This is a genomic window from Kribbella sp. NPDC004138 (assembly GCF_053603655.1).
The window spans coordinates 56,904-79,388 of the sequence record NZ_JBSGFZ010000028.1 but is presented as its reverse complement, the minus strand read 5'-3'; the positions used below and the strand labels follow the sequence as shown (position 1 = coordinate 79,388).

The window sequence follows — 22,485 nt, the reverse complement described above, 5'->3', positions numbered from 1 at the left end:
TCCTGCGGTCACTGTGTGTCACGCGGTTTTCCAGGGTGCTTCCGTTACCGGTGGTTACTGGCTAGGGTGCGGCGCGACGATGAAGGAGTACTGGGGGTCTGCTGTGCCGAACTTTCGCGTGAAGGCGGCTGCTGTCTGTGCCGTCGTACTGCTGCCGTTGACGGTGTCGTCGCAGGTGATGGCGGCAGACCCGCCGGAGCACCTGGGGGAGGGTGTGCTCGTCCCGGGGAAGACCGCGGTCGACGTCGGGATGTCGGGTACGCGCGTGGTCGTTTCGAACCCTGTCTACGAGACGAGCAACAACGGGACCACCTGGACGGCCTCCGGAGGCTCGAACGACGGCAAGCCGCTGCAGGTCGAAGGGTCGTCGCTGCTGACCTTCGACAGCGGTACGGCGAAGGTCGGCGGGCTCACGTTCCCCGCGACGGACGAGGTGGTGCTGGGGAAGGGCGGCAAGCTCGTCTCGCACCGGGCGGCCGCGGCGGCGACGGCTGAGGTGTACGACGTCGCGACGAAGGCCAAGCTGGCCGACTTCGCCCCGCCGTTCGCCATGGCGGGCGACACGGTCTGGAAGGTGACCGAGCCGGGGCATCTGGACGGCAAGAACCTAACGACCGGTGTGGTGAAGACCGTGCTGGTCGCCGGCGCGTGCACAGTCGGCCCCGACGACGTCAACGGCCGGTGGGCTGTGCTGAGCGGCTGCAACCAGGTCGTGGACGTCAACGGGCCGCAGCCGCCGCGCAACCTGTCCGTGGCCGCGGACTCTCAGTTGGGCAACGGCTTCGCGGTGCAGACGTCCGGCTCCGACCTGCTGGTGACCGATCTCAACGACCCGGCGCTGGGCCAGCGGCGGTACGGGCCGATCCGCACCGCTACTCCGACCTTCCGCGCGGACGGCTCCGGACTGGCGAAGATCGTGTACGCCGACGCGTCGAGCAAGCCTCGCGTGATCACGCTGAGCTGGCTGACCGCAGACCCGCAGCAGCGCCCCGACACCGTGGCGCCCGTACTGACCGCTGCGTCGGCGGGTGACCGGATCCGCGACAACACGAGTCTGTCCTTCGAGTGGGCGTACGACGACCCGCAGGACCCGAACTCGCCGGCGACGGGTGTGAACAGCTACGACCTCCAGTACCAGCAGCGCCCGAACCGCACGTCGCCGTACGGCGCGTGGGTCCAGCCTGCCGCGTGGCAGGGGCTGAAGACGACCGGAGCGAGTCTTACCGCGCCGATCGGCACCGATACGTGCTGGCAGGTGCGGGCGCGCGACTACGCCGGCAACCTGAGCGCGTGGAGCGCGTCGTACTGCAGTGACGTGGACGGGACCGCTCCGTCGCTGGTCACGTGGCGGATCGGTGATCGCGTCCAGCTCAGTGGATCCGCGACGGTGCGCTGGGCGTACAAGGACGACACCGACATCGCGTCGTACGACGTGGTCTACAAGACCGCTGCGCCGGGTGTCGCGTTCGGGAAGTGGATCTACCCGGCGGTCTGGCAGAACACGCGCATCACGTCGATCACCTGGGCGCCGCGTCTCGGTTGGGACGAGTGCTTCATGGTTCGCGCCCGCGACTACCTGGGCAACCTCTCCGCCTGGTCGGCTCCGATCTGCTCGGTCGCCCCCGAGGATGACCGCGCGCTCACGTCAGCCGGCACGGTCACCCGCTCCACGAGCACGCTCGCGTTCCAGGGCACCACCACCATCCTCAAGGCCAACGGCGCCTACCTGACCAAGGCGACCGAGGCAGGCCTGCGCATCGCCCTGGTAGCCCTGCACGGCCCGGGCCAAGGCCGCGTGGACATCTACCACGCCAACATCAAGATCGGCACCGTCTCACTCGCGGCCTCCACCACCAGCCGAGTGGTCACCTACCTCCCCACGACCCCGTTCCGCACCGGAGCCCTGAAAATCATCTCCACCTCCACAGCCCCGGCCACCGTCGACGGCATCGCCTTCCTCAGGGCCTCCTGAGACTCTCAATCGTTTGAATTCAAAGGGTTTGAGCGGGGCTGGGGGTTTTCGGCACGTTCAAGTCCGATTGGCGGTTTCGGTGCCAGAGCCCGGGGGTAGGTCTCCGCGGAGACAAACAGAGGACTGAAGAACAAGACTCGGGGACTGAAACTGGGAGGGCACCCTTGTCAACGCAGTATCCGTCGGCGCGACCTGCCGACGAACGGCAGTCAATCGCGCCCGCTGACGGGCCGTTCGCACCTTTCGAGGAGCTGCCTTCTCGAGCCGGATAGCGAAGCCCGATGGATGCCAACGCCCTCCAGGACAGCTGGGACCGGGTGACGCGACACGGTGAACAGGTGCCGCTGTACTTCTACTCACACCTGTTCGTCTCCTACCCCGAAGTACGCGCGATGTTTCCGCTCTCGATGTCGGGCCAGCGGGACAAGTTCGTCAGCGCGCTCGGCCGGATCGTCAGCCATGCCAACCACATCGATCAGGACGCGGCCTTCCTGCAGCACCTCGGCCGCGACCACCGCAAGTACGCCGTCGTCGCGGAGCACTACAACGCCGTCGGCGCCTCGCTCTGCGCGACCCTGAAGCACTTCCTCGGCCCCGAGTGGGACGAGGACCTCGCCATGCACTGGACGGCCGCCTACCAGGTGATCGCCCGGATCATGGTCGAGTCCGCGGAGACGTCGTCGGAGACCAGCCCGGACTGGTGGGACGCCGACGTGCTCTCGGTCGAGCGGCGCACCATGGATCTCACCCTGCTCACGGTCCGGCCGCGGCGCGCGTACTACTTCCGCCCCGGTCAGTCCATCTCGATGGAGATCCCGCAGCGCCCCAAGATGTGGCGGTACTTCAGCCCGGCGAACGCCCCGCGCGCCGACGGCTCGATCGACCTGCACGTCCAGCAGATCGACGGCGGTCAGGTGAGCCCGAGCGTCGTACGGTCGCTCAAAGCCGGTGACGCCGTGAAGCTGGGCGCGCCGGTCGGCGAGCGGCTGACCCGGCGCGACGACGACGTACGGGACCTGCTGATGGTCGCCGGCGGAACGGGTCTCGCCCCGCTGCTCGCGGTCCTGGAGCAGATCGACAACGAGTGGAACCGGACGCGCACAGCGCCGCGGGTCCAGCTGTTGCACGGCGTACGGATGCCCTGGCACCTGTACGAGCGCCCCCGGTTGCGAGAGCTGGCTCAGACCCGGCCGTGGTTCGACTACACGGAGGTCGTGTCCGACGACGCGTCCTACCCGGGGACGCGCGGCAAGGCCGGGACGATCGCGGCGCAGCAGGACCTGCACGGGCGTACGGCGATGGTGTGTGGCGGACCGCAGATGGTCGCGCACACGCTGGAGAGGCTCGCCGCCGCCGGTGTCGACACCGAGCACATCAAGTACGAGCACTTCTACTACGCGGCCGTTGACGAGCACACCGCCACCGCCGGCCCAGCGTTGACCAGGTCAGGAGACAACAAGTGACGAACGGAAAGCACCGCCACGGCTCTCCGCACTACCGGACACCCGAAGCGATCCGGGGCGAGACGTTCCAGCGCCGGCTACGGGGTCTCGACGCCGACCAGGTGTACGACTACCTCGACGTGGTGGCCGAGCAGGTCCACGCAACGGCCAGCGACCTCAGCGAGAGTCGGGCCGAGAACCAGCGTCTCCAGGCAGAGCTGCAGCGCACCCGGGCCGAGCTCCAGCGCGCGCAGACACAGGTGGACGAGTACGAGCAGGCAGGCGACCGCGTTAACGAGCAGATCGTCCAGCTGTTCAGCCAGGCGCAGCTCGTCGCCGAGGAAATGGTCCAGGACGTCAGCCGCGACGCCCGCGAGCGCATCGGGCAGGCCCGCGCCCACGAGCGCCGAATCGTCGAGGAGGCGATGGACTCGGCCGGGCAGCAGGTCCGCTCGTACGCCCAGACGGCCCAGGTGCGGATGCAGTCGATCGTGGACACGTTCGCCACCGAGGTCGACCGGATCGGGAGCGCAGCGGTCCCCGGCGAGCCGGAGGCCCGCCAGAAGGACGCCTGGTTCGACGACATGAGTGACTGGCAGGTCCGCCTGCGGAACGGGAGCGGCCCCGTGTCTCCGAGCTCGGACTGACCGGTGCGAGCTCCTCTGAGACCCGCTCCCGCAGAGGACGACATGTTGGGCCTTCCGGCCCATCAAGCGCCGGCGTCTGTTCGCCGCCTGCCCGCACGCCCGTTGGCCCGCCCGCTGGCGGCTCTCGGGCTGGCCGTGGCGGCCGGCGTCGTCGGCGCGCTCGGCCTCGGCGGCGACCTCCCGACAGTCGTCGCGATCGCCCTCGGCGCGGCAATTCTCTTCCTGGCGGTGGGAATCTGCGTCGCGTACGCCATCGAGGCACGCCCCGGCACCCAGCGTCCCCAACCCGGCGAATCCCGAGCCCAGGCCGGCGACTCCCGACCCGCAGCGGGCGAGCCTCGGCTCGGACCTCGCCGCCGGGGCGGCAGGTCTCGCCTGCAGGGCGGAGGGCCTCGGCTCCAGGTTGACGCCGAGCAGCCGGGCGGTGACCGGCGTACCGGCTGTCCGGTCTCGTCAGGCGCGCCCGTACCGGAGCCTGCGCCCGACGTCGCCGACATCGAGGCGGTCCGGGCCGCGGCGAAGGAGTTCCTCGAGCTCTTCCACGCCGAGAACCCGCGGGCCGGGCGGCTCGAGCCACGGCTCGCCGCGGTCATGCAGGAGATCGACCTGACCGGGACGTACTGGCACACCGCCGACGAGCTGACGTTCGGCGCCCGCGTCGCGTGGCGCAACAACAAGCGGTGCATCGGCAGGCTGTACTGGCGGAGCCTGCAAGTGCGCGACCTGCGGACGGTGTCCGACGCCGGCAGCGTCGCCGCGCACTGCTTCGATCACCTGCGGAGCGCGCACAACGGCGGCAAGATCCGGCCGATGATCAGCGTGTTCGCCCCCGAGACGCCGAACCGGCCCGCGCCCAGGATCTGGAACGAGCAACTCATCCGGTACGCCGGGTACGAGCAGCCGAACGGGCGATCGCTCGGCGATCCCCGCTATCGCGCGTTCACCACGAAGCTCATCCAGCGCGGGTGGCGGCCGCCCGACCGGCCGGGCGCGTTCGACGTACTCCCGCTCGTCGTGGAGACCGTCGACGAGGGGCCGCGGATGTTCCAGCTGCCCGTCGACGCGGTGCAGGAGGTCCCGCTGGAGCACCCCGAGCTGCCCTGGTTCGCGGGGCTCGGGCTGCGCTGGCACGCCGTACCGGTGATCAGCAACAACCGGCTCGACATCGGCGGTGTCTCGTATCCGGCGGCACCGTTCAACGGCTGGTACATGGGCACGGAGATCGGCGCCCGCAACCTGGCCGACAGCGACCGGTACGACCTGGTGCCCCAGGTCGCCGAGCGGATGGGGCTGGACACCTCACACGAGGCGACGCTGTGGCGCGACCAGGCGCTGGTCGAGATCAACCGCGCGGTCCTGCACTCGTTCAACCTGAACGGCGTCACCGTCAGCGACCACCACACCGAGTCCCGCAGGTTCCTCATCCACCTGGAGAAAGAGGAGCGCGCCGGCCGCGAATGTCCCGCCGACTGGAGCTGGATCGTCCCGCCCCTGTCCGGCTCCCAGACCCCCGTCTTCCACCGCTACTACGACGCCAAGACCCAGGTCCCCAACTTCTTCACCGACCCCGGAGCCACCTGCCGCTCCCTCCACGGCGGCCCACCCGCGTTTCCCTGACATTCTTGGAGGCGTGGACCGGGTAGTGGTCATGGGCTGCGCCGGCAGCGGCAAGTCGACCCTCGCGAGAGAGCTGGCCGCGCGCACGGCGTTGCCCCTGACCGAGCGGGACACACTGGGCACGATGGGATCGCGCGAATACCTCGAAGCCTTGGCCGAGTTGGCCGTCCGGCCCCGATGGATCCTCGACGGGGCGCCGTACTACGCCGACGAGCTCATCTACCGGGCGGCGGACACGGTCGTCTTCCTCGACTACCCGAAGCCTCTGGTCGTGTGGCGAGCGTTGCGCCGGACCGTCACGATCGAGCTGACCCGCCGACCAGCCGGAGCGCACAAGCCCGGAGGATCAGCCATCTGGCGTGATCCTCAGCATCCGCTGCGCTGGACCTGGACATCCCACCAAGTCCGTCGCCAGGAGGGCCGCACGCCCCTCACACGCCCCGACCTGCCGAACCTCAAGTTCCTCCACCTCACCCGGCCGTCCCAGGCGACGCGCTGGCTACACCGCCTACACCGGTAGCGGCGCGCCCCAACCACCTTCCCGGGCGATCCGACACGAAGAAGCTCCGGGCTCTTGAGTCGTTCTCAGACGGGACGTACTTCGGCGAGGCGTTTGACGGAGTAGTCGTCATCCCAGCAGACAGCGGCTTCCCAGGCGGCGGAGGCTTGGGCGGCGACGTCGTACGCGGCGTCGCCGAGGTCGGCGGCGTTGTCGGGCAGGACGAGGTCGAGGTCCGGGACGTCGACGTGTGACTCGTCCCAGTCGATCAGCCCGACGTGATCCGCGGTCATGCGGATGTTGCCGGGGTTGGGGTCGCCGTGGACGACGCGCGTCTCACGTCCAACCAGCCGTGCCCACGCGGCCCGGCACCGGACCACGCCTTCCGGCGGCATCGCGCCGAGATCGATCTTCGTCCCGGTCTCGGCATGCAGCAGGTCGGTCGACGACCGCCACCCCGGCCGCTGCGGCCAGCCCCGCGTCAACCGATGCAACTCACGCAGCGTCTCAGCCACTCGACGCCAGTCGGCCGGCGTCTCCGGCGGTCCACCCTCCAAATGCGTCATCACCACCAACCCGTCGGCAAACAGCCGCCCGTCCACGGTCGGAATCGGCACCGGCACGGTCAGCCCTTCATGGTCGAGATACCGCAGCAGCTCAGTCTCCCAAGCAAGATCAGCATCACTCCGCCCCCCAAGCCGCCCAACCGCCAGCCGCCCACCAACCCGCACCCGCCAAACGTCATTGGCCACCCCACCCGACAACCGCTCAACCCGAACAGCGTCGTCCCCCCACAACCCCAACCCATCCCATCCCACCCGCCACACCCTACGGCGTACGGGTGGCAGCAAGTCTGTCCAAGATGGGACTCCACGCTTGAACTCGCCCCCCGCAACAACCCGTTGGTGACCTCTGGCGTCCGCCAATTGGGGCACGCCCTGGTCCGCGGTTTCAGAGGCCGGCGGGTCACCGACTGGGGTAGCTGGCGCGTAGCAGGCGAGCCGGAGGTGATGGGAGTCGATCAGCGTGGAGGAGGAGGCTTCCGACTGACGGGATCGCTTTCCGGCTGGGCGTCGCCTCGGTGTCTGGCTGTGGCCCCGCTGCCTGCGGGGGTGCGGCTCTCTTGGGCCATGGGTGGGCAGCCTGCGACGTAGGCGTCATTGCCGGCGCCAACTCCGGGACTCTGTTGTTCTTCGTGCTGCCGTTCCTGTGGGTCGTCAACACGTTCCTGTTCGGCCTGGTCTTCGCCGTCGTCTCCGGCAGCACCCGGCGTCAGAAACCGCTGGGCGTACTGGCCGGCCTTGCCGCCGTGGTCGTCTTCGCGTGGCTCGTCTTCGCCTGGCAAGGCACACCAGCCGACTCACCCGACCCGCGATGCCCCGGCGGTGTTCCCACCTGGTGGCCGTCCTGGATCCCCATCTGACTGAGCAGCGGCAATCGTTGACGGCCCGGTTACGCGCGGCGTCTGGGAAGCGTCAGGAAGAGCTCGCGATCGCGCCACACCACGACGACTGACAGCACCAGCAGCAGGGCGGTCTGGATCACCTTGGTGTCCGGATCCGTGAGGAAGAGCTCGTTGCCGAAGTTGGCGGCGAGGTGGAAGACGATCGCGACCAGGACGCTGCGGCCGCCGCGGTAGTAGAGCCAGTTCATCAGAATGACGAACGGTATCAGCGAGACCGTGTAGTTGAGGGTATGGATCAGGCCCTCGTCGACGACCTCTGCCTGGTAGTAGCCCTTGATGAAGCCGAGCGGCACGTGCCACAGCACCCACACCACACCGAATACCAGCGACGTCCACAAGACGTTCATCCGCGATGCGAGCGCATCCGTCCCGTAGGTCTTCCAGGCGAGTTCCTCCAGGACGGGGGCCAGGATGAGCGTGATCCATGCCGGCATCAGGCCGGTCGTGAACGAGAAGCCGTTGCGGAGCTGGAATTGCGAGACGTCGTAGCCGAACAGGATGGAGACCGCGGTGGCGACCAGCAGCGAGCCTGGGAGCAGGAAGAGCGCGGCCAGCCAGACCCAGGTGTGAGTGCCGCGCGGCGCGATCAGGCGGGTGAGGACGTCGCGGGTGAGCCCGTCGTTGCGGATGAACCCGATCGCCACGACGACCGGGGCGGCGAGGCCGGCCAAGCCGAGGCCGGTCATGACGGCGAGGGTGACTTGGGTGGGATCGGGCTGCCGTGACAGCCAGGCGGCGGTGAACCACAGCGCCCAGGGGATGGCGGTGGCCAGGACGTAGAAGGCGACGGGGTGGCGGTAGCGGCTGACGTTGTCCAGCGCGCGACGCGTCTTGGGCGGCCGGTGGTCACTGTCGAACGGGTACATCGGGTTTCCATCTCCAGGGTGTGCAGTGACGGCTCCAGGCCGCCATTCGGATTTACGTAACGCTACATGTAGCGTATTTATTTCCGGCTAGAGTGGAGGCGTGCAGCAGCAGACCACGCCGAAGACGCCGAAGACGCCCGGTCAGCGCAGCATCGGCCGACCGCGCTCGACTGAGGTCGACGCTCGGCTCATCGACGGCGCCTTGGGACTGCTGCGCCACAGCGGCCCGACCGCGGTCACTGTGGAGGCGGTCGCCGCCCGATCAGGGGTGGCCAAAACCACGATCTACCGCCGCTACCGCGACCGCGACGACCTGCTCCGCGCCGCCATCGGCTCCGCGGTGACTCCACCGGACCAACCGCCCGTCGAAGACATTCGGGGCCGACTGACCTGGGCGCTCGGACAGGTCCAGACCATCTTGAGCGAGGTCCTGGGCCACGGCGGGATCGCGGCCCTGCTCGACGACCGGGAGCCCACCTTCACGACGCTGGTCCGCGACCTGCTCACTCCGTACGCCACCGCCCTGGCCGCGCCCATCGAGCACGACACCGCCGCCGGAAGGCTGCGCAGCGACCTCGACGCCGACGCCGCCGTCTCCCTCATGCTGGGCACCTACCTCGGCGAACTACTCCGCCACGGCACCGTCGGCGCCGACTGGATACCCCGCTGCGTCGACCTGCTCTGGCACGCCATGACCTGACGTCGGCCCTCCGGCAACTGCACGATTCGCGTGGTGCCTGATCCTTCCGGCCCGCTGGGAGGCAGCCGCCAGGCAACTCATCAGCACCTTGCGAGATTTGGGCTCGGTGGCGAGGTCCTCAGTGGAGACTTCCCGATGGTGGCCTTCAACGCACCAGCCGGCGGCGACTTCCACGGGATCAAAGCGCTCCTGATCGAAGGAGAAGAGGAGGGATGGTGGCACTACGAGGTTGGCTGTGCCACCGATGAGTGGTGCAACGCCTGATCTTCGCGCCCTCCGATGCGCAGCACACGGAACGCCGCCTGACGGCCGCGTTCACCGGCATCCGGTGGGGTGAGCTGATCGCACTCCGCCGGACAGACATAGACCTTGACACCCGACTCATCCGGGTTTCTCGGGCCTTCGCCGAGCTGGGCGGTGGGCGCCTGGTCGTCGTACCGCCGAAGTCGGAAGCGAGTGGGCGTGGCGTCACGATGTCCTGGTGGGTGAGCTGACGGTTCACCTGGCCAAGTTCGTCGGCGGGGATGACGTGTCGCTTGTGTTCGTGGGGGGAGGAGGGGCGGTACGCCGAAGCGGGGGAGCTGGTGAACCAGCGTCAAGTGGACCAAGCGGGTAACGGAGGCGGATCTTCCGGCGGGCTTCACCTTCCATGACCTGCGTCACACGGGTAACCAGCTGGCGGTGAGTGGCGCGTCCACTCGGGAACTGGTGCAGGCGCGCAGCGCTGATCAATCAGCACGCCACGAACGAGCGAGCTCGGGAGATCGCTGACCGGCTGAATGAGGTTGTCGAGCGGGAGACCAAGACCGGGGATGGGGGCGCGCCGGACGACGAGGCTGGGGCCGCCGGGGTGCTGGTCCCGACCGGTTAGGGCACGTGGAGGGCACGGCGCTCGAATCCGGTCTCCGCATGACGAAGGCCCCTAGCCACAAAATCCCTGTGGCTGGGGCCTTTGCCGTTGGAGCGGGTGACGAGAATCGAACTCGCGTAGCCAGTTTGGAAGACTGGGGCTCTACCATTGAGCTACACCCGCGGTGCTCGGACATGATTCCATACGGAGCCCTGTGGACCCAAAACGGGTTTTCGGGGGCCCCGGTGGCGCGAGCACTGGTTCTGGGCGGCTAGACTCGTGCGGTCACTGCGGGGCGTAGCGTAGTGGCTAGCGCGCCTGCTTTGGGAGCAGGAGACCGCAGGTTCGAGTCCTGTCGCCCCGACAAACCCCGTGCAGCACCGGCTGTGGCGTCGGCTGTCCGGCGTCGCAACATGTCACCGAATCAAGGAGAACCGCCACCGTGAAGAGCACCGTCGAGTCCTTGAGCCCGACCAAGGTCAAGCTCATCGTCGAGGTGCCGTTCGAGGAGCTCAAGCCGAGCCTCGACGCGGCGTACAAGAGCATCGGCCAGCAGATCGTGGTGCCGGGCTTCCGCAAGGGCAAGATCCCGCCGCAGGTCATCGACCAGCGGGTCGGCCGCGGCCCGGTGCTCGAGGAGGCGATCAACGACGCCCTCCCGAAGTTGTACTCGCAGGCGGTCAGTGACAACCAGGTGAAGGCGATCGGCCGGCCTGAGGTCGACGTGACCGAGTTCAACGACAAGGAGAGCCTGCAGTTCTCCGCCGAGGTCGAGGTCCGCCCGGAGATCACGCTGCCGGACCTCGAGGGCCTGGAGGCCGAGGTCGAGGACATCGCGGTGTCCGACGACGAGGTGACCGAGCAGATCGAGGCGCTGCGCCAGCGGTTCGGCTCGCTGAACCCGGTCGAGCGCGCGGTCGCCGACAAGGACTTCATCACGATCGACCTGTCGGCCAGCAAGGACGGCGAGAAGGTCGAGGAGGCGCAGGCGACCGGCCTGTCCTACCAGGTCGGCAGCGGTCAGCTGCTGGACGGGCTGGACGAGGCGGTCATCGGCCTGACCGCGGGCGAGAAGAAGACCTTCGTCACCCAGCTGGTCGGCGGTTCGCTGAAGGGCGACGACGTCGACGTCGAGGTGACCGTGACCGCGGTCAAGGAGCAGGAGCTGCCCGAGTTCGACGACGAGTTCGCGCAGACCGCGTCGGAGTTCGACACCGCCGACGAGCTGAAGGCCGACGTGCAGGGCCGGCTGGAGCGCGGCAAGCGGCTCGAGCAGGCCGGCGAGGCGCGCGACGCCGTGCTGGAGAAGATCCTGACGCTGGTCGACGTGCCGGTCCCCGAGGGTCTGCTGACCGACGAGCTGGCCGCCCGCAAGGAGAACCTGGAGCAGCAGCTCGGTTACTCCGGGATGACCATGGAGCAGTTCCTCGAGGGCGAGGAGCAGACCCAGGACGAGTTCGACGAGGACCTGAAGAAGCGCTCCGAGGACGCGATCAAGGCGCAGTTCGTGCTCGACCTGGTGGCCGAGCAGCAGGAGCTGAGCGTCAACGACCAGGAGCTGACCGAGCACATCGTCCGGCACGCGCAGCGTTCCGGCGTCAGCCCGGACCAGTTCGCCCAGCACGCGGTGGAGAACAACCTGGTCCCGAGCCTGGTGTCCGAGGTCGTCCGCGGCAAGGCGCTGGCCTACCTGGTGGAGAACGCCAAGGTCACCGACGCCTCCGGCAACACGATCGAGCTGAAGACCCTGCAGCCGGACGGCACCTACGCCGACCCGGAGGCCGCCGAGGCCGAGGCGACCGCCGAGGAGCCGGAGCCGGCGAAGGCCTGACCCGCCGCACGACCCCCGCAAGAGCAGAGCAAGACCCCCGTACGGTCCGGACCCCAGGTGGGATCCGGGCCGTACGCATGTTCGCCGGACGATCGCGACACGATCGCAAGAAACCTCGCCTACGGTGGCTGGTGAAACGATTTCCAGGCGAGGGGGCCGGGTGTGACCGCGCTGCTGCAGGAGCCGGAGGTACGGCGGGAACCGGAGTGCCCGGCCCCGCCGGAGGTACCTGACGAGGCAGCGGCCGACGAATCCGGATCCGTTGTCCTGTGCGGCTGGTGAACGCGTCCGAATTCGCTCACAGCAGACGAACGGCGGGCGGGCGATGCGCCGTGAGCGAACACCTCCGGCCCAGCCTTAGGTCTGTCGCCGCCGACCAGTAATGTCGGGTTCGTGAACGAGACATTTGCAGCCAGCCCCACCGCCGCGGGCGGCAATGGATCCGGCGGACAAGACGACGACATCTACCGCGAGCTGCGGAAAAACCGGATCATCTTCTTGGGGTCCGAGGTTCGCGACGACAACGCGAACGCGATCTGCGCGCAGATGCTGCTGCTGAACGCGCAGGATCCCAACGCGGACATCTGGCTGTACATCAACTCGCCGGGTGGCTCGGTGGACTCCGGCATGGCGATCTACGACACCATGCAGTGGATCTCCAACGACGTCGCCACCGTCGGGATGGGCCTGGCGGCCTCGATGGGTCAGTTCCTGCTCTGCGCCGGCGCGAAGAACAAGCGCTTCGCTCTGCCGCACGCGCGGATCATGATGCACCAGCCCTCCGGCGGTATGGGCGGAACGGCGTCGGACATCAAGATCCAGGCCGAGCAGTCGCTGCACCTGAAGGCGCTGCTGTTCCGGCTGATCTCGGAGCACACCGGTCAGCCGCTCGAGCAGGTCGAGAACGACGCCGACCGGGACCGCTGGTTCACCGCCGACCAGGCGAAGGAGTACGGCTTCATCGACCACGTGGTCAGCAGCGCCGCTCAGCTCAGCCAGGGCAGCCCGAACTCCTGATCTCCCACTCCGTCAGTTAAGGACGCACCAATGAACTACTTCATCCCGCAGTGGGAGGAGCGCACGTCGTACGGCATGCGCCGGATCGACCCGTACACGAAGCTGTTCGAGGACCGGATCATCTTCCTCGGCACGCCGATCACCGACGAGATCGCGAACGCCGTGATGGCGCAACTGCTGTGCCTGCAGTCGATGGACTCCGACCGCGACATCAGCATCTACATCAACTCGCCCGGCGGCTCGTTCACCGCGCTGACCGCGATCTACGACACGGTCCGCTACATCAAGCCGGACGTCCAGACGGTCTGCCTCGGCCAGGCCGCGTCGGCCGCCGCGGTGCTGCTCGCCGCCGGTACGCCGGGCAAGCGGCTCGCCCTGCCGAACAGCCGGATCATCATCCACCAGCCGGCCACCGAGGGCACCTACGGCCAGTCGAGTGACATCGAGATCCAGGCGAACGAGATCCTCCGGTTGCGCGCGCTGCTGGAGAAGATGATCGCCGACGCCAGCGGCAAGTCGCACGAGGAAGTGTCCCGGGACATCGAGCGGGACAAGTTCCTGACGGCCGAGCAGGCGATCGAGTACGGCCTGATCGACGACGTCCTGCAGTCCCTCAAGGCCCCGGTTCCGGCCGGCGTCTGAACAGGTTCAGATCAGGCTCGGCCGGTCTGACCGGCTGTCAAGAGCTTGACGCGTTCGCCACCGGCGTAGTCACAACCCGGTGGCGAGCGCGGTTTTTCGGCCCCGGACGGGGTACCGTCGAAAACGGTCCGACTGCGCATAGAAGGGATCTGTCCCGGTGGCACGCATTGGTGACGGCGGCGATCTGCTCAAGTGCTCGTTCTGCGGAAAGAGCCAGAAGCAGGTCAAGAAGCTCATCGCCGGTCCCGGCGTCTACATCTGCGACGAATGCATCGATCTCTGCAACGAGATCATCGAGGAGGAGCTGAACGAGGGCTCCGAGGTCGGACTCACCGAGCTGCCCAAGCCGCGGGAGATCTACGACTTCCTCAACGCATACGTCGTCGGTCAGGACGTGGCCAAGAAGGCACTCGCGGTGGCGGTCTACAACCACTACAAGCGGGTCCGCGACGGCCAGGGCGCGTCGAGCGCCGGCCGGCACGCGAAGGACGAGGCCGTCGAGCTGGCCAAGTCGAACATCCTGCTGATCGGCCCGACCGGCTGCGGCAAGACCTATCTCGCCCAGACGCTCGCCCGGATGCTGAACGTCCCGTTCGCGATCGCGGACGCGACAGCGCTGACCGAGGCCGGGTATGTCGGTGAGGACGTCGAGAACATCCTGCTGAAGCTGATCCAGGCGGCGGACTACGACGTCAAGAAGGCCGAGACCGGGATCATCTACATCGACGAGGTCGACAAGATCGCTCGCAAGAGCGAGAACCCGTCGATCACCCGGGACGTCTCCGGCGAGGGTGTCCAGCAGGCGCTGCTGAAGATCCTCGAGGGCACGACGGCGAGTGTGCCGCCGCAGGGCGGCCGCAAGCACCCGCACCAGGAGTTCATCCAGATCGACACGACCAACGTGCTGTTCATCGTCGGCGGCGCGTTCGCCGGCCTGGACCACATGGTCGAGCAGCGGGTCGGCAAGAAGACGCTGGGCTTCAACACGAGCCGCGAGCCGGAGAAGCCGAAGGAGCTCGGCGGGTATGCCGACGTCATGCCGGAGGACCTGCTCAAGTTCGGTCTGATCCCCGAGTTCATCGGCCGGCTCCCGGTGATCACGACGGTGTCCCCGCTGGACCGCGAGGCGCTGATCAAGATCCTGTCCGAGCCGAAGAACGCGCTGGTCAAGCAGTACCGGCGGCTGTTCGAGATCGACAACGTCGAGCTCGAGTTCAACGACGACGCGGTCGAGGCGATCGCGGACCAGGCGCTGCTGCGCGGCACCGGCGCCCGCGGCCTGCGGGCGATCATGGAGGAAGTCCTCCTGAACGTGATGTACGAGGTGCCCAGCCGCGAGGACGTCGCGAAGGTCGTCGTCACCGGCGAGGTCGTCCTGGAGAACGTGAACCCGACGCTGATCCCGCGCGACCAGATCGAGCGCAGCAAGCGCGACCGGCGCGAGAAGAGCGCCTGACACTCGTTGCTCAGCAGGAGGCCGGGTCCGCCGTACGGCGGGTTCCCGGCCTCCTTCTCGTGGGCAGGATCGCAGGCCGTTCGATCCCGTTCCTACAGGGAGGAAAGCACTGAGTCCGCTGCCGCAAGAGTCTCGTCGACCTGGTCCGCGGTGTGCTCGGTGGACAGGAACCACAGCCCGCGCGGGACGATGTTGATCCCGGCAGCGAACAACCCCGCGTGGAACCGAGCCATCGCGGCCCGGTCGCACTCGGCGAACGACCGATAGTCCGTGACGGCGGCCTGGTCCGTGATGTAGGTCTGGAACACCGGACCGGGCCCGTCGACGAGCAGCGGTACGCCGTGGCGCTCCGCCGCCGTCCGCAGGCCGGCCATCAACCGCTGACCGGTCGAGGTGAGCGGTGGGTAGACCGAGGCACGCTTCTCGTCGAGGTACGTCAGGACGGCGTCCGCCGCGGCCATCGCGACCGGGTGCGAGTTGAACGTGCCCGCGTGCGCAACCTTGCCGTCCGCGATCGACCCCATCACCTCGGCCGAGCCGACGAGCGCGGATACCTGCATCCCGCCGGCCATCGCCTTCCCGAACGCGGCCAGATCGGGCACGACGCCGAGCAGTTCGCCCGCCCCGCCCGGAGCGACCCGGAAGCCGGTGATGATCTCGTCGAAGATCAGCAACGACCCATGCTGCCTGGTGAGCTCCCGCAGCCCTTCGAGATAGCCGGGGGAGGGCGTGATGCAGCCGGTGTTGCAGAGCAGCGGCTCGAGGATGACCGCGGCGACCTCGTCCCCGCACTGGTCGAGCACCGCGGCGACGGCGGGAAGATCGTTGTAGGGCAGGACGATCAGGTCGTCCGCGTCGTGGCGCGGCTGGCCCGCCGTACCGCCGACCGCGGTCGGGTGCTTCGCGTCGCCGGCCAGCGCGAGGTCGGGGTGCACGCTGTAGAGGACCGGGTCGAGCCAGCCGTGGTAGTTGCCCTCGAACTTCACGATCTTGGGCCGTCCGGTGTGCCCGCGGGCCAGCCGGATCGCGCCGTGCACTGCCTCCGAGCCGACGCTGTTGAACCGGACCAGCTCGGCCGCCGGCACCATGCGGCAGAGGCGTTCGGCGACCTCGGCCTCTAGCTCATGCTGCGCCGCGTACGCGACGCCACGGCGTACCTGTGTGGAGACCGCGTCCGCGACGAGCGGGGCGGCGTGGCCGAGCAGGTTCGGGCCCTGCCCCAGCACGTAGTCGAGGTACCTCTTGCCGTCCACGTCCCACAGCTCGGCGCCGCGGGCGTGGTCGACGAACAGCGGCTTGTCGGCGCGCCGCGCGTCGCTGGAGACGCCGCCGGCGATCACCTTCTTGGCGCGGGCATAGAGGTGGTCGGCTTGTGTGGGCACAGCGTCCTCCTAGTCGAGCTTCTCGGTCAGTAGCCGGAACTGCTGGCGTGGCCGTCCGCCCCCGGTCGAGCGAGCCGGCGGTAGCGGCCAAGCGAGGCCTGCCTCCACCAGCTCCTTCAGCATCCGGCGTCCGGTGCGCTGGGTGACCTGCATGATCGCGGCGACGCTCTCGACATCAACCACGACCTGCCGGCCCGGCGCGGAGCTCATGGCAGAGGCGATCGAGGTGACGATCTCCAGCGCCCGCTGGTCGATCGGCGACGTACCGTCGATCGGTGCGGCGTCAGTCGTCGCAGCACCGGGCTCCAGGTCCAGCCGGTCGCTGCTGCCGTCCAGATACACCGCTACCTTGCCGCCGGCCGCAACAGATTCCTCAACGGCCATGAGTGCGTTGGCCTCGGCAGCACGCGCAGTCTGGCCGGTGCCCGCGCCTACAGCGACAGGTACGCCCAGCTGTGCCGTCAACGCACCAAGGAAGGGCGCGACGGCGAACTGCTCAGTCAGCCGCAGCAGAGCGCCGTACGTCGTGGTGACGAGGAAGAGCGTGTCTGAGCGGCGCGTTACCGATGCACCGACCTGGCGGGCCTCGGACAGCAGCTTCTGGTGCGTCGACAACGCCAGCTCCTGCTGCCAGTAGTCACCCGACTCGGCACCGGACGGAATGACCTGTACGGCGATCATCGCGAGCTGGTGCGCACCCATCCGCGTGCCCTGCCCGAGCAGTACGGCGGTCTCCAGCGCGTCCCGCACACTCGACCGCGTCGGCGCGATCCGCAGTACGGGTACGCCGTCCGCGCGCAGCTCGCGCTCCACGGACAGGATCGTGGTCAGCGCGACGGTGGTGTGCTGGCGCTCGAACTTCTCCCGGTGGAACGCCGCGAAGCCGGCCACCGACTCGGGCCCTTCGTACGGGACGTCGTATACCTGCGCGGTGTCGAGGCCGATCTCGCTGTACGCCTCGGAGACGTCCGCGAGGGAGAGCGAGTCGATGCTGACGCGGCTCAGGTCGACGTCCGGGATCGTCAGCGAGGCGCGCAGCAGAGCGGCGTAGAGCGCGGCGCCGGTCAGCGGCAGGTGCGTCGACGGGACAGTGAGCCAGTGGCCGGTCGTCGCCAGGTCGAACGCCCACGGGCCGGGGAACACCGCCGAGTCGATCCGGTCCCGCAGCCGGAGATACCGCTCCTCGGCCTCCGACAGGTCGTCGTACCCGCCGGTCAGGAACCGCACGCCGTGCGCGGATCGCTCCGCGACCTCCTGGCCGACCTCCGACATCGTCTTCACCAGCCGGCGCGGGCCGAACAGACCGACCGTCACGGACGGCAGGCGCTCGCCGGACACCTGCTCGGTCTGCTGTGTCTCGTCGGTCATAGGTCAACCCCTCGTTCTCCTGGCCCGTCCGGCAACGGCCGCCACCGGAACAGCTTGCGGGCGTTCCCGCTGAGAACATCTTGGCGTTGACTCTCCGACAGTGGTGCGCAGACCACCCGGCCCAGCGACATCCGCTGGTCGATGAACGGGAAGTCCGAACCGAACAGCACCCGGCCGCTGCCCACCTGGTCGACCATTGATCGGATCAGCGGCCCGGTCATCTGTGAACCGCAGACCTCGAGCCAGAGCGAGTCGTACCGGCTCGCCGCCGCGATCGCCTCGTCCACACCGGCCGGTGTGATGCCGGCGTGCCCGAGGATGACCGACGTCCCCGGGTACCGCTCCGCGACGGTCCGGAACAGCGCGGGGGCGTCGTACGGCGACTGGTGTTCGGAGTGACTGAGGACGGGGCAGCCGGTGGACTCGGCGAACTTCCACACCGCGGCGTACCGCGCGCCGGTGACCGGGTAGCGGTGCAGGCTCGGATGCACCTTGATCCCGACGAACCGTTCGTCGCTCGCGACCCGTTCGAGTTCGCGCTCCGGGTCCTGCCACGGGTTGACGACCGCGTACGCCGCGATCCGGTCCGGGTACGCGTCGACCGCGGCGAGCGACTGGGAGTTGCCCAGGTGCGCGTCCTGCTGGATCGCGCGGTTCGCCGAGAGCACGGTGACGTCGGTGCCGGTACGGTCCATCACCGCGACCATCGTCGCGGCGTCCGGCTCGGGGATGAAGAACAGCGAGTACGGGCCGAGGTGCGCGTGCACGTCGACGATCCGATGCTGCGGCCGGCGCCCGATCATGACCGGACCCCGCTCCGGAACAGCCTGCCCGCGGTGCCGGACCCGACCAGCCGGACCGTCGCGTCGTCGAGGCCCGACCACGCGAGCCGGACGACGCTCTCGCCGGGATCGCGGACGCCGAGGCCGGTCGCGAACAGCAGCCGGTCGGCGAGGTTGTTGGCGGCCAGCCACTCGACGCCCTGGTGCGCGGCGAAGTCGACCAGATCGACGTACACGCCTGCGTGCGCGTCGAGCACGGCCCACAGCTCGCGCAGCTTGCGGTAGCCGAGGTTCGACACGATGATCGGCAGCTCCGGGAAGCGGAGCGCGATCCGGGTCAGGTCCGGCCACGGCAGTTCCGCGGCGTCCGCGCACAACGGCAGGTGACGGGCCTGCAGCGCGTCGTACAACTCGTCGAGCAGCGCGGGGGAGAAGCCGTGGGACGCCGGGTGGATCCGGAAGGCGGCGACCCCGTCGTCGACGGCGCGATTCACCAGCCCTGTCAGGGAGTCGAGCTCACCGGGTGTCGCGGGCACGGCCGTCCAGCAGGCCAGCACGCCGCGATCGGCCAGACTGTGCGCGACCGCGGAGGCTTCCGCGTTCCCGCCGACAGGATCGTGCAACCAGGACGCCATCGCGCTCACCAGGGCACCAGACAGCGCGTACCGGTCGAGGTGGGCGGCGATCGCGTCCCGGTCGGTGGGCGGCAGCAGCGACGCCGGATGCGCGCCGCTCACGATCCGCGCATCGAACCAGCCCTCGGTCACGGCGTCACCCATGCCACACCCCGTCAACAGTCCAGGGCCCGGCGTACGGGAGGGTGAGGTGAGCCCATTCGTTCTCGGTCGTCGTGTCAATGATCGTGCCGCCGAGCCGGATCTCGCCACCCGCCCGGACCCACAGGCCGCATCTCCCCGCGCAGGTGATCGAGAAACGCACGTGGTCCCCGCTCACCGTGGCCACGACGTCGACCTCGTCGGTGCTCCGGAGCGCCTCGGGCAGCTCCCGGACTCGCCAACCGGTTGCCCACGACAACTGTCCGTCGACGATCCGCGTCCAGGTCGACGGACCGATCCGGTCGACCGTCTGGCCGGATGTGACGGCCAGTTCGCCGTCGATGCTTTGCACTGACACCTCGGGCGGTTCGGCGCCGGCGTGCGGGATCAGTACGGTCGTGAAGTCCCCGGTCGACCGCGTGAAGCCGAGCGAATGCAGCGGGCCGTATTCACCCACCCGACGGGCCAGAACCGGACGACGGGCGACCCCCTCGGAGACCCGGGCGGTGATTGCTGCCGGGTCGGCCGCCTCCACCAGTAGCAGGCCGGGTCCGTCGGGGCCGGCGGCGTCATAAGCGAGAGGTCCTACCTGGCGCCATGGATGCAGGGCGTGCCAGTTCGCCCGGAACGTGTGTCGGCCGTCCGCGTGGTCGGTGACGACGACGTACGACGGTTCCTCGCGGACCATCGCGACCGTCCGTGCCTGCTCAAGGCCGTTGCCGTGGTGGTGGGCGGAGAAGACCGCTACTACGTCGGCGTCCACCAGCGAGTCGACGGCGACGCGACGGTCAGTGGACAGCTCCTGGTCGTCCACGAGCACCGTGTTGTGACCGCGGCCTGACTGGTACCACGTCTGATACAGGGAATCGTCGTAGCTCGGGGGGCCACCCGCCTCCCAGAGCAACGGCTGTCCCCACCCGTCCAGCACCAGATCCAGTACGGCGCGATGCGAGTGCGACTCCAGCTCGTGCTCGATGTGCGGCCCGTGGTTGATCACCGCACGCACCTCAGGACCGCGCAGGATCGTGTACCCGGACTCGGGCAGCACGGTCGCCGGCGGCAACTCAGGAACCGCTGCCGGCAAGAGCCACTCCGCACGGTCCGGCCGCGTCGGAAAGGTCGCCACCTCGGCAGCGAACTCCGAAGGCGACAACCACTGTCCCGCGATCTGTGCGAGCACCGGGTCGTTCAGCAAGTAACTCCCGCGCAGCAACGACGCTGCCGGCCACTCGATCCCGCTATCCTGCAGATGCGGCAACCAGCCGCCCGTCGACACCAGCTCGCACATCCACGTGTGCATGGCGGCGAACCGGGGATGTGCCGCCACCGCCGGGTCGATCCGTGCGGCGGTCTGCAATGCCGTCAACACCATCCGGTGGTATCCCGGCGAGCGCTCGTAGTGCCCACCGTCCGGATAGACGTCCAGCACCAGGTGTTCCTCGATCCGCTGTCGCGCACGCTCCGTCCACGCCGCCGACTCCACCAGCGACGGCAGTACGGCGCTGAGGTGCAGCAGCTCTGTCGCGCACACGAGCTGCCAGTTCCCGTGCCGGAACACGTCATGCTCGTCGTACGCCCAGCGGGCTCCGCCGACGAGTGTTGCGACTAGCTGGCCCCACACACGGTCGGACAGCGGCGAGTCGGTCAGTACCTCGAGTGCCGGCAGCAGGCTGCGGCAGCGGGCCCAAGTGCCGAGCGAGTACCAGATGACGTCCAGCCCTGGCCATTCGCCAGTCACTGAGTCCCGGCGTGACACCCACTCGTCCAGATGCTGCTCAAAAGCCTGCAGATAGCGGATGTCCCCGGTCAGCTGCCAGGCCTGCACACCAGGAGCCAGCCACCCGAGGTAGTGGAAGCCGTACAGCTGCGACCGGCCCAGCCCACTCCCCGTGACGTCCACACCATCCAGCAAGGGAGCAGCCGCAGCCAGTACCGCGTCCGCCGCCGGACTGGATCGCGTCGCCGAGGCCCACTCGGGCAACGGCCAGGCAGGCCGCTGCAACTGCCCACCGACAAAGGCCCGCAACCCCGCCAGATCAGTAGCCGGCGACCCGAACGCCTTGATCAGGTCGTCCGTCCCGATCCGATTGATCCGCTCGTCGATGTGCCGCGGCTTCTCAGGACCCTCGCTCATGCGACCAGTATCGAGACGTCGACGGGTTGGCGGGTCTCGATGGAGAGGTGCGCGGCTTCCAGTACGGCGGTCACGTTGCGGCTGCTCTCGATGGTGATGAGGGGGTCGCGCCCGGTGCGGCAGCAGTCGACCCAGTGGGCGATCGCGTCGGCGTAGGCGCCGGCGGGGATGCCGTGCATGACGCGTTGCAGCATGTTCCGCGGGTACGTGTAGCCGTCGGGGCGCGCCAGTACGACGTTCTCCTTCTGCCGGTCGAGCTGTACGACGCCGTTGTCGGCGACCACCGCGACGTACGAGTCGACCGTCGTCGGGAAGGTGTTGGGATAGATCCACGCGGACTCGAACGTCGCGACCGCGCCGCGCGAGTACTCGGCCTGGATCTGGATGGCGTCCGGGGTCTCGATCCCGAGCGACCGGAGCTTGCCCCAGCGTGCGGTCGCGTAGACCCGGCTGACCTGGTCGCGGAGCAGCCAGGAGACCAGGTCGATGTCGTGACTGGACAGGAACCAGGCGCAGGTCGTGCGGTCGGCCCAGGACAGCATCTCGGTCGGCACGAAGATCGTGTCGTCCTTGCGGGCGTACGCGACAGCGGCGTCGCCGAGGCCGTCGAGCAACTCGTAGGCCTGGGCGTACGCCGGCACCCAGCGATGGTTGAACAGGCACATCGCGATCACGCCGTTGTCCCGGATCGCCTTCACAGCGGCGTCCGCCTCCGCGACCGAGGTCGTCATCGGCTTCTCGACCAGGATGTGCTTCCCGGCCTCCGCGGCCCGGACCATCATCTCGCCGTGCAGGTCGTCGGGCGTGGTCAGGACGACGGCGTCGACGGTGTCACTGGCCAGCAAAGCTTCGAGATCGGGATGGACGACCGGCCGGGCGCCCCGCCCGGCGATCTCGTCGGCCAGCCGCTCGGCCGACTCCGCCGAGCGGCTCGTGACCGCGGTGATCGAGGCGTCGGCCCGGCCGGACAACGACAACGCGTTGCCGCGGCCCATGATCCCCGCGCCGACGATCCCGATCCGCAGTGTGTCCGTCACGT

20 protein-coding genes, 2 tRNA genes and 1 pseudogene are annotated in these 22,485 nt (G+C 68.7%); 14 read left to right on the top strand and 9 right to left on the bottom strand.

The window, feature by feature from the left end:
- The first annotated feature begins 79 nt into the window (after positions 1 to 79).
- The 5 genes from ACWEOO_RS33620 to ACWEOO_RS33600 all read left to right on the top strand — a co-directional run bounded on the left by ACWEOO_RS33620 (position 80) and on the right by ACWEOO_RS33600 (position 6,198).
- Positions 80 to 1,972 carry a hypothetical protein gene (locus ACWEOO_RS33620; protein ID WP_452146457.1) on the top strand — a complete coding sequence of 631 codons (1,893 nt, stop codon included), beginning with the start codon at positions 80 to 82 and terminating at the stop codon, positions 1,970 to 1,972.
- A 281-nt stretch (positions 1,973 to 2,253) separates the two neighbouring features.
- Positions 2,254 to 3,435, top strand: a complete 1,182-nt coding sequence (locus ACWEOO_RS33615; protein WP_359938021.1) for a globin domain-containing protein — start codon at positions 2,254 to 2,256, stop codon at positions 3,433 to 3,435.
- On the top strand, positions 3,432 to 4,061 hold the full coding sequence (locus ACWEOO_RS33610; RefSeq protein WP_452146456.1) for a DivIVA domain-containing protein: 630 nt from the start codon (positions 3,432 to 3,434) through the stop codon (positions 4,059 to 4,061). Before ACWEOO_RS33615 ends, ACWEOO_RS33610 begins: the two co-directional genes overlap by 4 nt.
- A gap of 42 nt (positions 4,062 to 4,103) precedes the next feature.
- Entirely contained in the window at positions 4,104 to 5,678 is a 1,575-nt protein-coding gene (locus ACWEOO_RS33605; RefSeq protein ID WP_452146455.1) for a nitric oxide synthase oxygenase, read from the top strand.
- 13 nt (positions 5,679 to 5,691) lie between these two features.
- Positions 5,692 to 6,198 carry a hypothetical protein gene (locus ACWEOO_RS33600; RefSeq protein ID WP_452146454.1) on the top strand — a complete coding sequence of 169 codons (507 nt, stop codon included), beginning with the start codon at positions 5,692 to 5,694 and terminating at the stop codon, positions 6,196 to 6,198.
- A 65-nt stretch (positions 6,199 to 6,263) separates the two neighbouring features.
- Here ACWEOO_RS33600 and ACWEOO_RS33595 read toward each other — a convergent pair whose 3' ends face one another.
- Positions 6,264 to 6,995, bottom strand: coding sequence for a phosphotransferase (locus ACWEOO_RS33595; protein ID WP_452146506.1), 732 nt, complete (start codon positions 6,993 to 6,995; stop codon positions 6,264 to 6,266).
- Between the two features lie 305 nt (positions 6,996 to 7,300).
- Between ACWEOO_RS33595 and ACWEOO_RS33590 the strand changes: the two genes are divergently transcribed.
- A complete protein-coding gene (locus tag ACWEOO_RS33590) occupies positions 7,301 to 7,600 on the top strand; it encodes a hypothetical protein (protein WP_452146453.1) in 300 nt (99 codons plus the stop codon).
- 29 nt (positions 7,601 to 7,629) lie between these two features.
- On the opposite strand, the gene ACWEOO_RS33585 is transcribed toward ACWEOO_RS33590, so the two are convergent.
- Positions 7,630 to 8,508, bottom strand: coding sequence for a CPBP family intramembrane glutamic endopeptidase (locus ACWEOO_RS33585; protein ID WP_452146452.1), 879 nt, complete (start codon positions 8,506 to 8,508; stop codon positions 7,630 to 7,632).
- Between the two features lie 100 nt (positions 8,509 to 8,608).
- Here ACWEOO_RS33585 and ACWEOO_RS33580 point away from each other — a divergent pair, with 100 nt between their 5' ends.
- The 3 genes and pseudogenes from ACWEOO_RS33580 to ACWEOO_RS33570 all read left to right on the top strand — a co-directional run bounded on the left by ACWEOO_RS33580 (position 8,609) and on the right by ACWEOO_RS33570 (position 9,702).
- Complete coding sequence (locus ACWEOO_RS33580) at positions 8,609 to 9,208, top strand: TetR/AcrR family transcriptional regulator (RefSeq protein WP_452146451.1); 600 nt, start codon at positions 8,609 to 8,611, stop codon at positions 9,206 to 9,208.
- Between the two features lie 18 nt (positions 9,209 to 9,226).
- Positions 9,227 to 9,472 (top strand): annotated as a pseudogene (locus ACWEOO_RS33575) (DUF4265 domain-containing protein); the annotation flags it as partial.
- Positions 9,460 to 9,702, top strand: a complete 243-nt coding sequence (locus ACWEOO_RS33570; RefSeq protein WP_452146450.1) for a hypothetical protein — start codon at positions 9,460 to 9,462, stop codon at positions 9,700 to 9,702. The pseudogene ACWEOO_RS33575 and the gene ACWEOO_RS33570, both read left to right, overlap by 13 nt.
- A 465-nt stretch (positions 9,703 to 10,167) precedes the next feature.
- On the opposite strand, the gene ACWEOO_RS33565 is transcribed toward ACWEOO_RS33570, so the two are convergent.
- Positions 10,168 to 10,241, bottom strand: a tRNA-Gly gene (locus ACWEOO_RS33565).
- A 108-nt stretch (positions 10,242 to 10,349) separates the two neighbouring features.
- Here ACWEOO_RS33565 and ACWEOO_RS33560 point away from each other — a divergent pair.
- From ACWEOO_RS33560 to clpX, 5 genes are all read left to right on the top strand, one after another.
- Positions 10,350 to 10,422, top strand: a tRNA-Pro gene (locus ACWEOO_RS33560).
- A 78-nt stretch (positions 10,423 to 10,500) separates the two neighbouring features.
- A complete protein-coding gene (gene tig, locus ACWEOO_RS33555) occupies positions 10,501 to 11,889 on the top strand; it encodes a trigger factor (RefSeq protein ID WP_452146449.1) in 1,389 nt (462 codons plus the stop codon).
- 393 nt (positions 11,890 to 12,282) lie between these two features.
- A complete protein-coding gene (locus tag ACWEOO_RS33550) occupies positions 12,283 to 12,906 on the top strand; it encodes a ClpP family protease (RefSeq protein WP_355689390.1) in 624 nt (207 codons plus the stop codon).
- A 30-nt stretch (positions 12,907 to 12,936) separates the two neighbouring features.
- A complete protein-coding gene (locus ACWEOO_RS33545) occupies positions 12,937 to 13,548 on the top strand; it encodes an ATP-dependent Clp protease proteolytic subunit (protein WP_359937999.1) in 612 nt (203 codons plus the stop codon).
- A 157-nt stretch (positions 13,549 to 13,705) separates the two neighbouring features.
- Complete coding sequence (gene clpX, locus ACWEOO_RS33540) at positions 13,706 to 15,004, top strand: ATP-dependent Clp protease ATP-binding subunit ClpX (RefSeq protein WP_359937996.1); 1,299 nt, start codon at positions 13,706 to 13,708, stop codon at positions 15,002 to 15,004.
- Between the two features lie 92 nt (positions 15,005 to 15,096).
- Here the strand turns inward: clpX and ACWEOO_RS33535 are convergent, their stop codons facing one another.
- The 6 genes from ACWEOO_RS33535 to ACWEOO_RS33510 are packed head-to-tail and all read right to left on the bottom strand — an operon-like array spanning position 15,097 to position 22,483.
- A complete protein-coding gene (locus ACWEOO_RS33535; protein ID WP_452146448.1) occupies positions 15,097 to 16,386 on the bottom strand; it encodes an aspartate aminotransferase family protein in 1,290 nt (429 codons plus the stop codon).
- 9 nt (positions 16,387 to 16,395) lie between these two features.
- Positions 16,396 to 17,754, bottom strand: a complete 1,359-nt coding sequence (locus ACWEOO_RS33530) for a hypothetical protein (RefSeq protein ID WP_452146447.1) — start codon at positions 17,752 to 17,754, stop codon at positions 16,396 to 16,398.
- Complete coding sequence (locus ACWEOO_RS33525) at positions 17,751 to 18,557, bottom strand: amidohydrolase family protein (protein WP_452146446.1); 807 nt, start codon at positions 18,555 to 18,557, stop codon at positions 17,751 to 17,753. The genes ACWEOO_RS33530 and ACWEOO_RS33525 overlap by 4 nt, the downstream gene beginning before the upstream one ends.
- Positions 18,554 to 19,315 (bottom strand): amidohydrolase family protein, encoded by a 762-nt coding sequence (locus tag ACWEOO_RS33520; protein WP_452146445.1) that lies wholly within the window; start codon positions 19,313 to 19,315, stop codon positions 18,554 to 18,556. Before ACWEOO_RS33520 ends, ACWEOO_RS33525 begins: the two co-directional genes overlap by 4 nt.
- Positions 19,308 to 21,446, bottom strand: coding sequence for a heparinase II/III family protein (locus ACWEOO_RS33515; RefSeq protein ID WP_452146444.1), 2,139 nt, complete (start codon positions 21,444 to 21,446; stop codon positions 19,308 to 19,310). The genes ACWEOO_RS33520 and ACWEOO_RS33515 overlap by 8 nt, the downstream gene beginning before the upstream one ends.
- Complete coding sequence (locus tag ACWEOO_RS33510; protein WP_452146443.1) at positions 21,443 to 22,483, bottom strand: Gfo/Idh/MocA family protein; 1,041 nt, start codon at positions 22,481 to 22,483, stop codon at positions 21,443 to 21,445. The genes ACWEOO_RS33515 and ACWEOO_RS33510 overlap by 4 nt, the downstream gene beginning before the upstream one ends.
- Positions 22,484 to 22,485 lie beyond the last annotated feature (2 nt).

Bases quoted from the DNA above. Each gene is read 5' to 3' on its own strand.
- ACWEOO_RS33620 (WP_452146457.1), top strand. From the start codon at position 80: ATGAAGGAGTACTGGGGGTCTGCTGTGCCGAACTTTCGCGTGAAGGCG.
- ACWEOO_RS33615 (WP_359938021.1), top strand. From the start codon at position 2,254: ATGGATGCCAACGCCCTCCAGGACAGCTGGGACCGGGTGACGCGACAC.
- ACWEOO_RS33605 (WP_452146455.1), top strand. From the start codon at position 4,104: ATGTTGGGCCTTCCGGCCCATCAAGCGCCGGCGTCTGTTCGCCGCCTG.
- ACWEOO_RS33585 (WP_452146452.1), bottom strand. From the start codon at position 8,508: ATGTACCCGTTCGACAGTGACCACCGGCCGCCCAAGACGCGTCGCGCG.
- ACWEOO_RS33545 (WP_359937999.1), top strand. From the start codon at position 12,937: ATGAACTACTTCATCCCGCAGTGGGAGGAGCGCACGTCGTACGGCATG.
- ACWEOO_RS33530 (WP_452146447.1), bottom strand. From the start codon at position 17,754: ATGACCGACGAGACACAGCAGACCGAGCAGGTGTCCGGCGAGCGCCTG.
- ACWEOO_RS33525 (WP_452146446.1), bottom strand. From the start codon at position 18,557: ATGATCGGGCGCCGGCCGCAGCATCGGATCGTCGACGTGCACGCGCAC.
- ACWEOO_RS33520 (WP_452146445.1), bottom strand. From the start codon at position 19,315: ATGGGTGACGCCGTGACCGAGGGCTGGTTCGATGCGCGGATCGTGAGC.
- ACWEOO_RS33515 (WP_452146444.1), bottom strand. From the start codon at position 21,446: ATGAGCGAGGGTCCTGAGAAGCCGCGGCACATCGACGAGCGGATCAAT.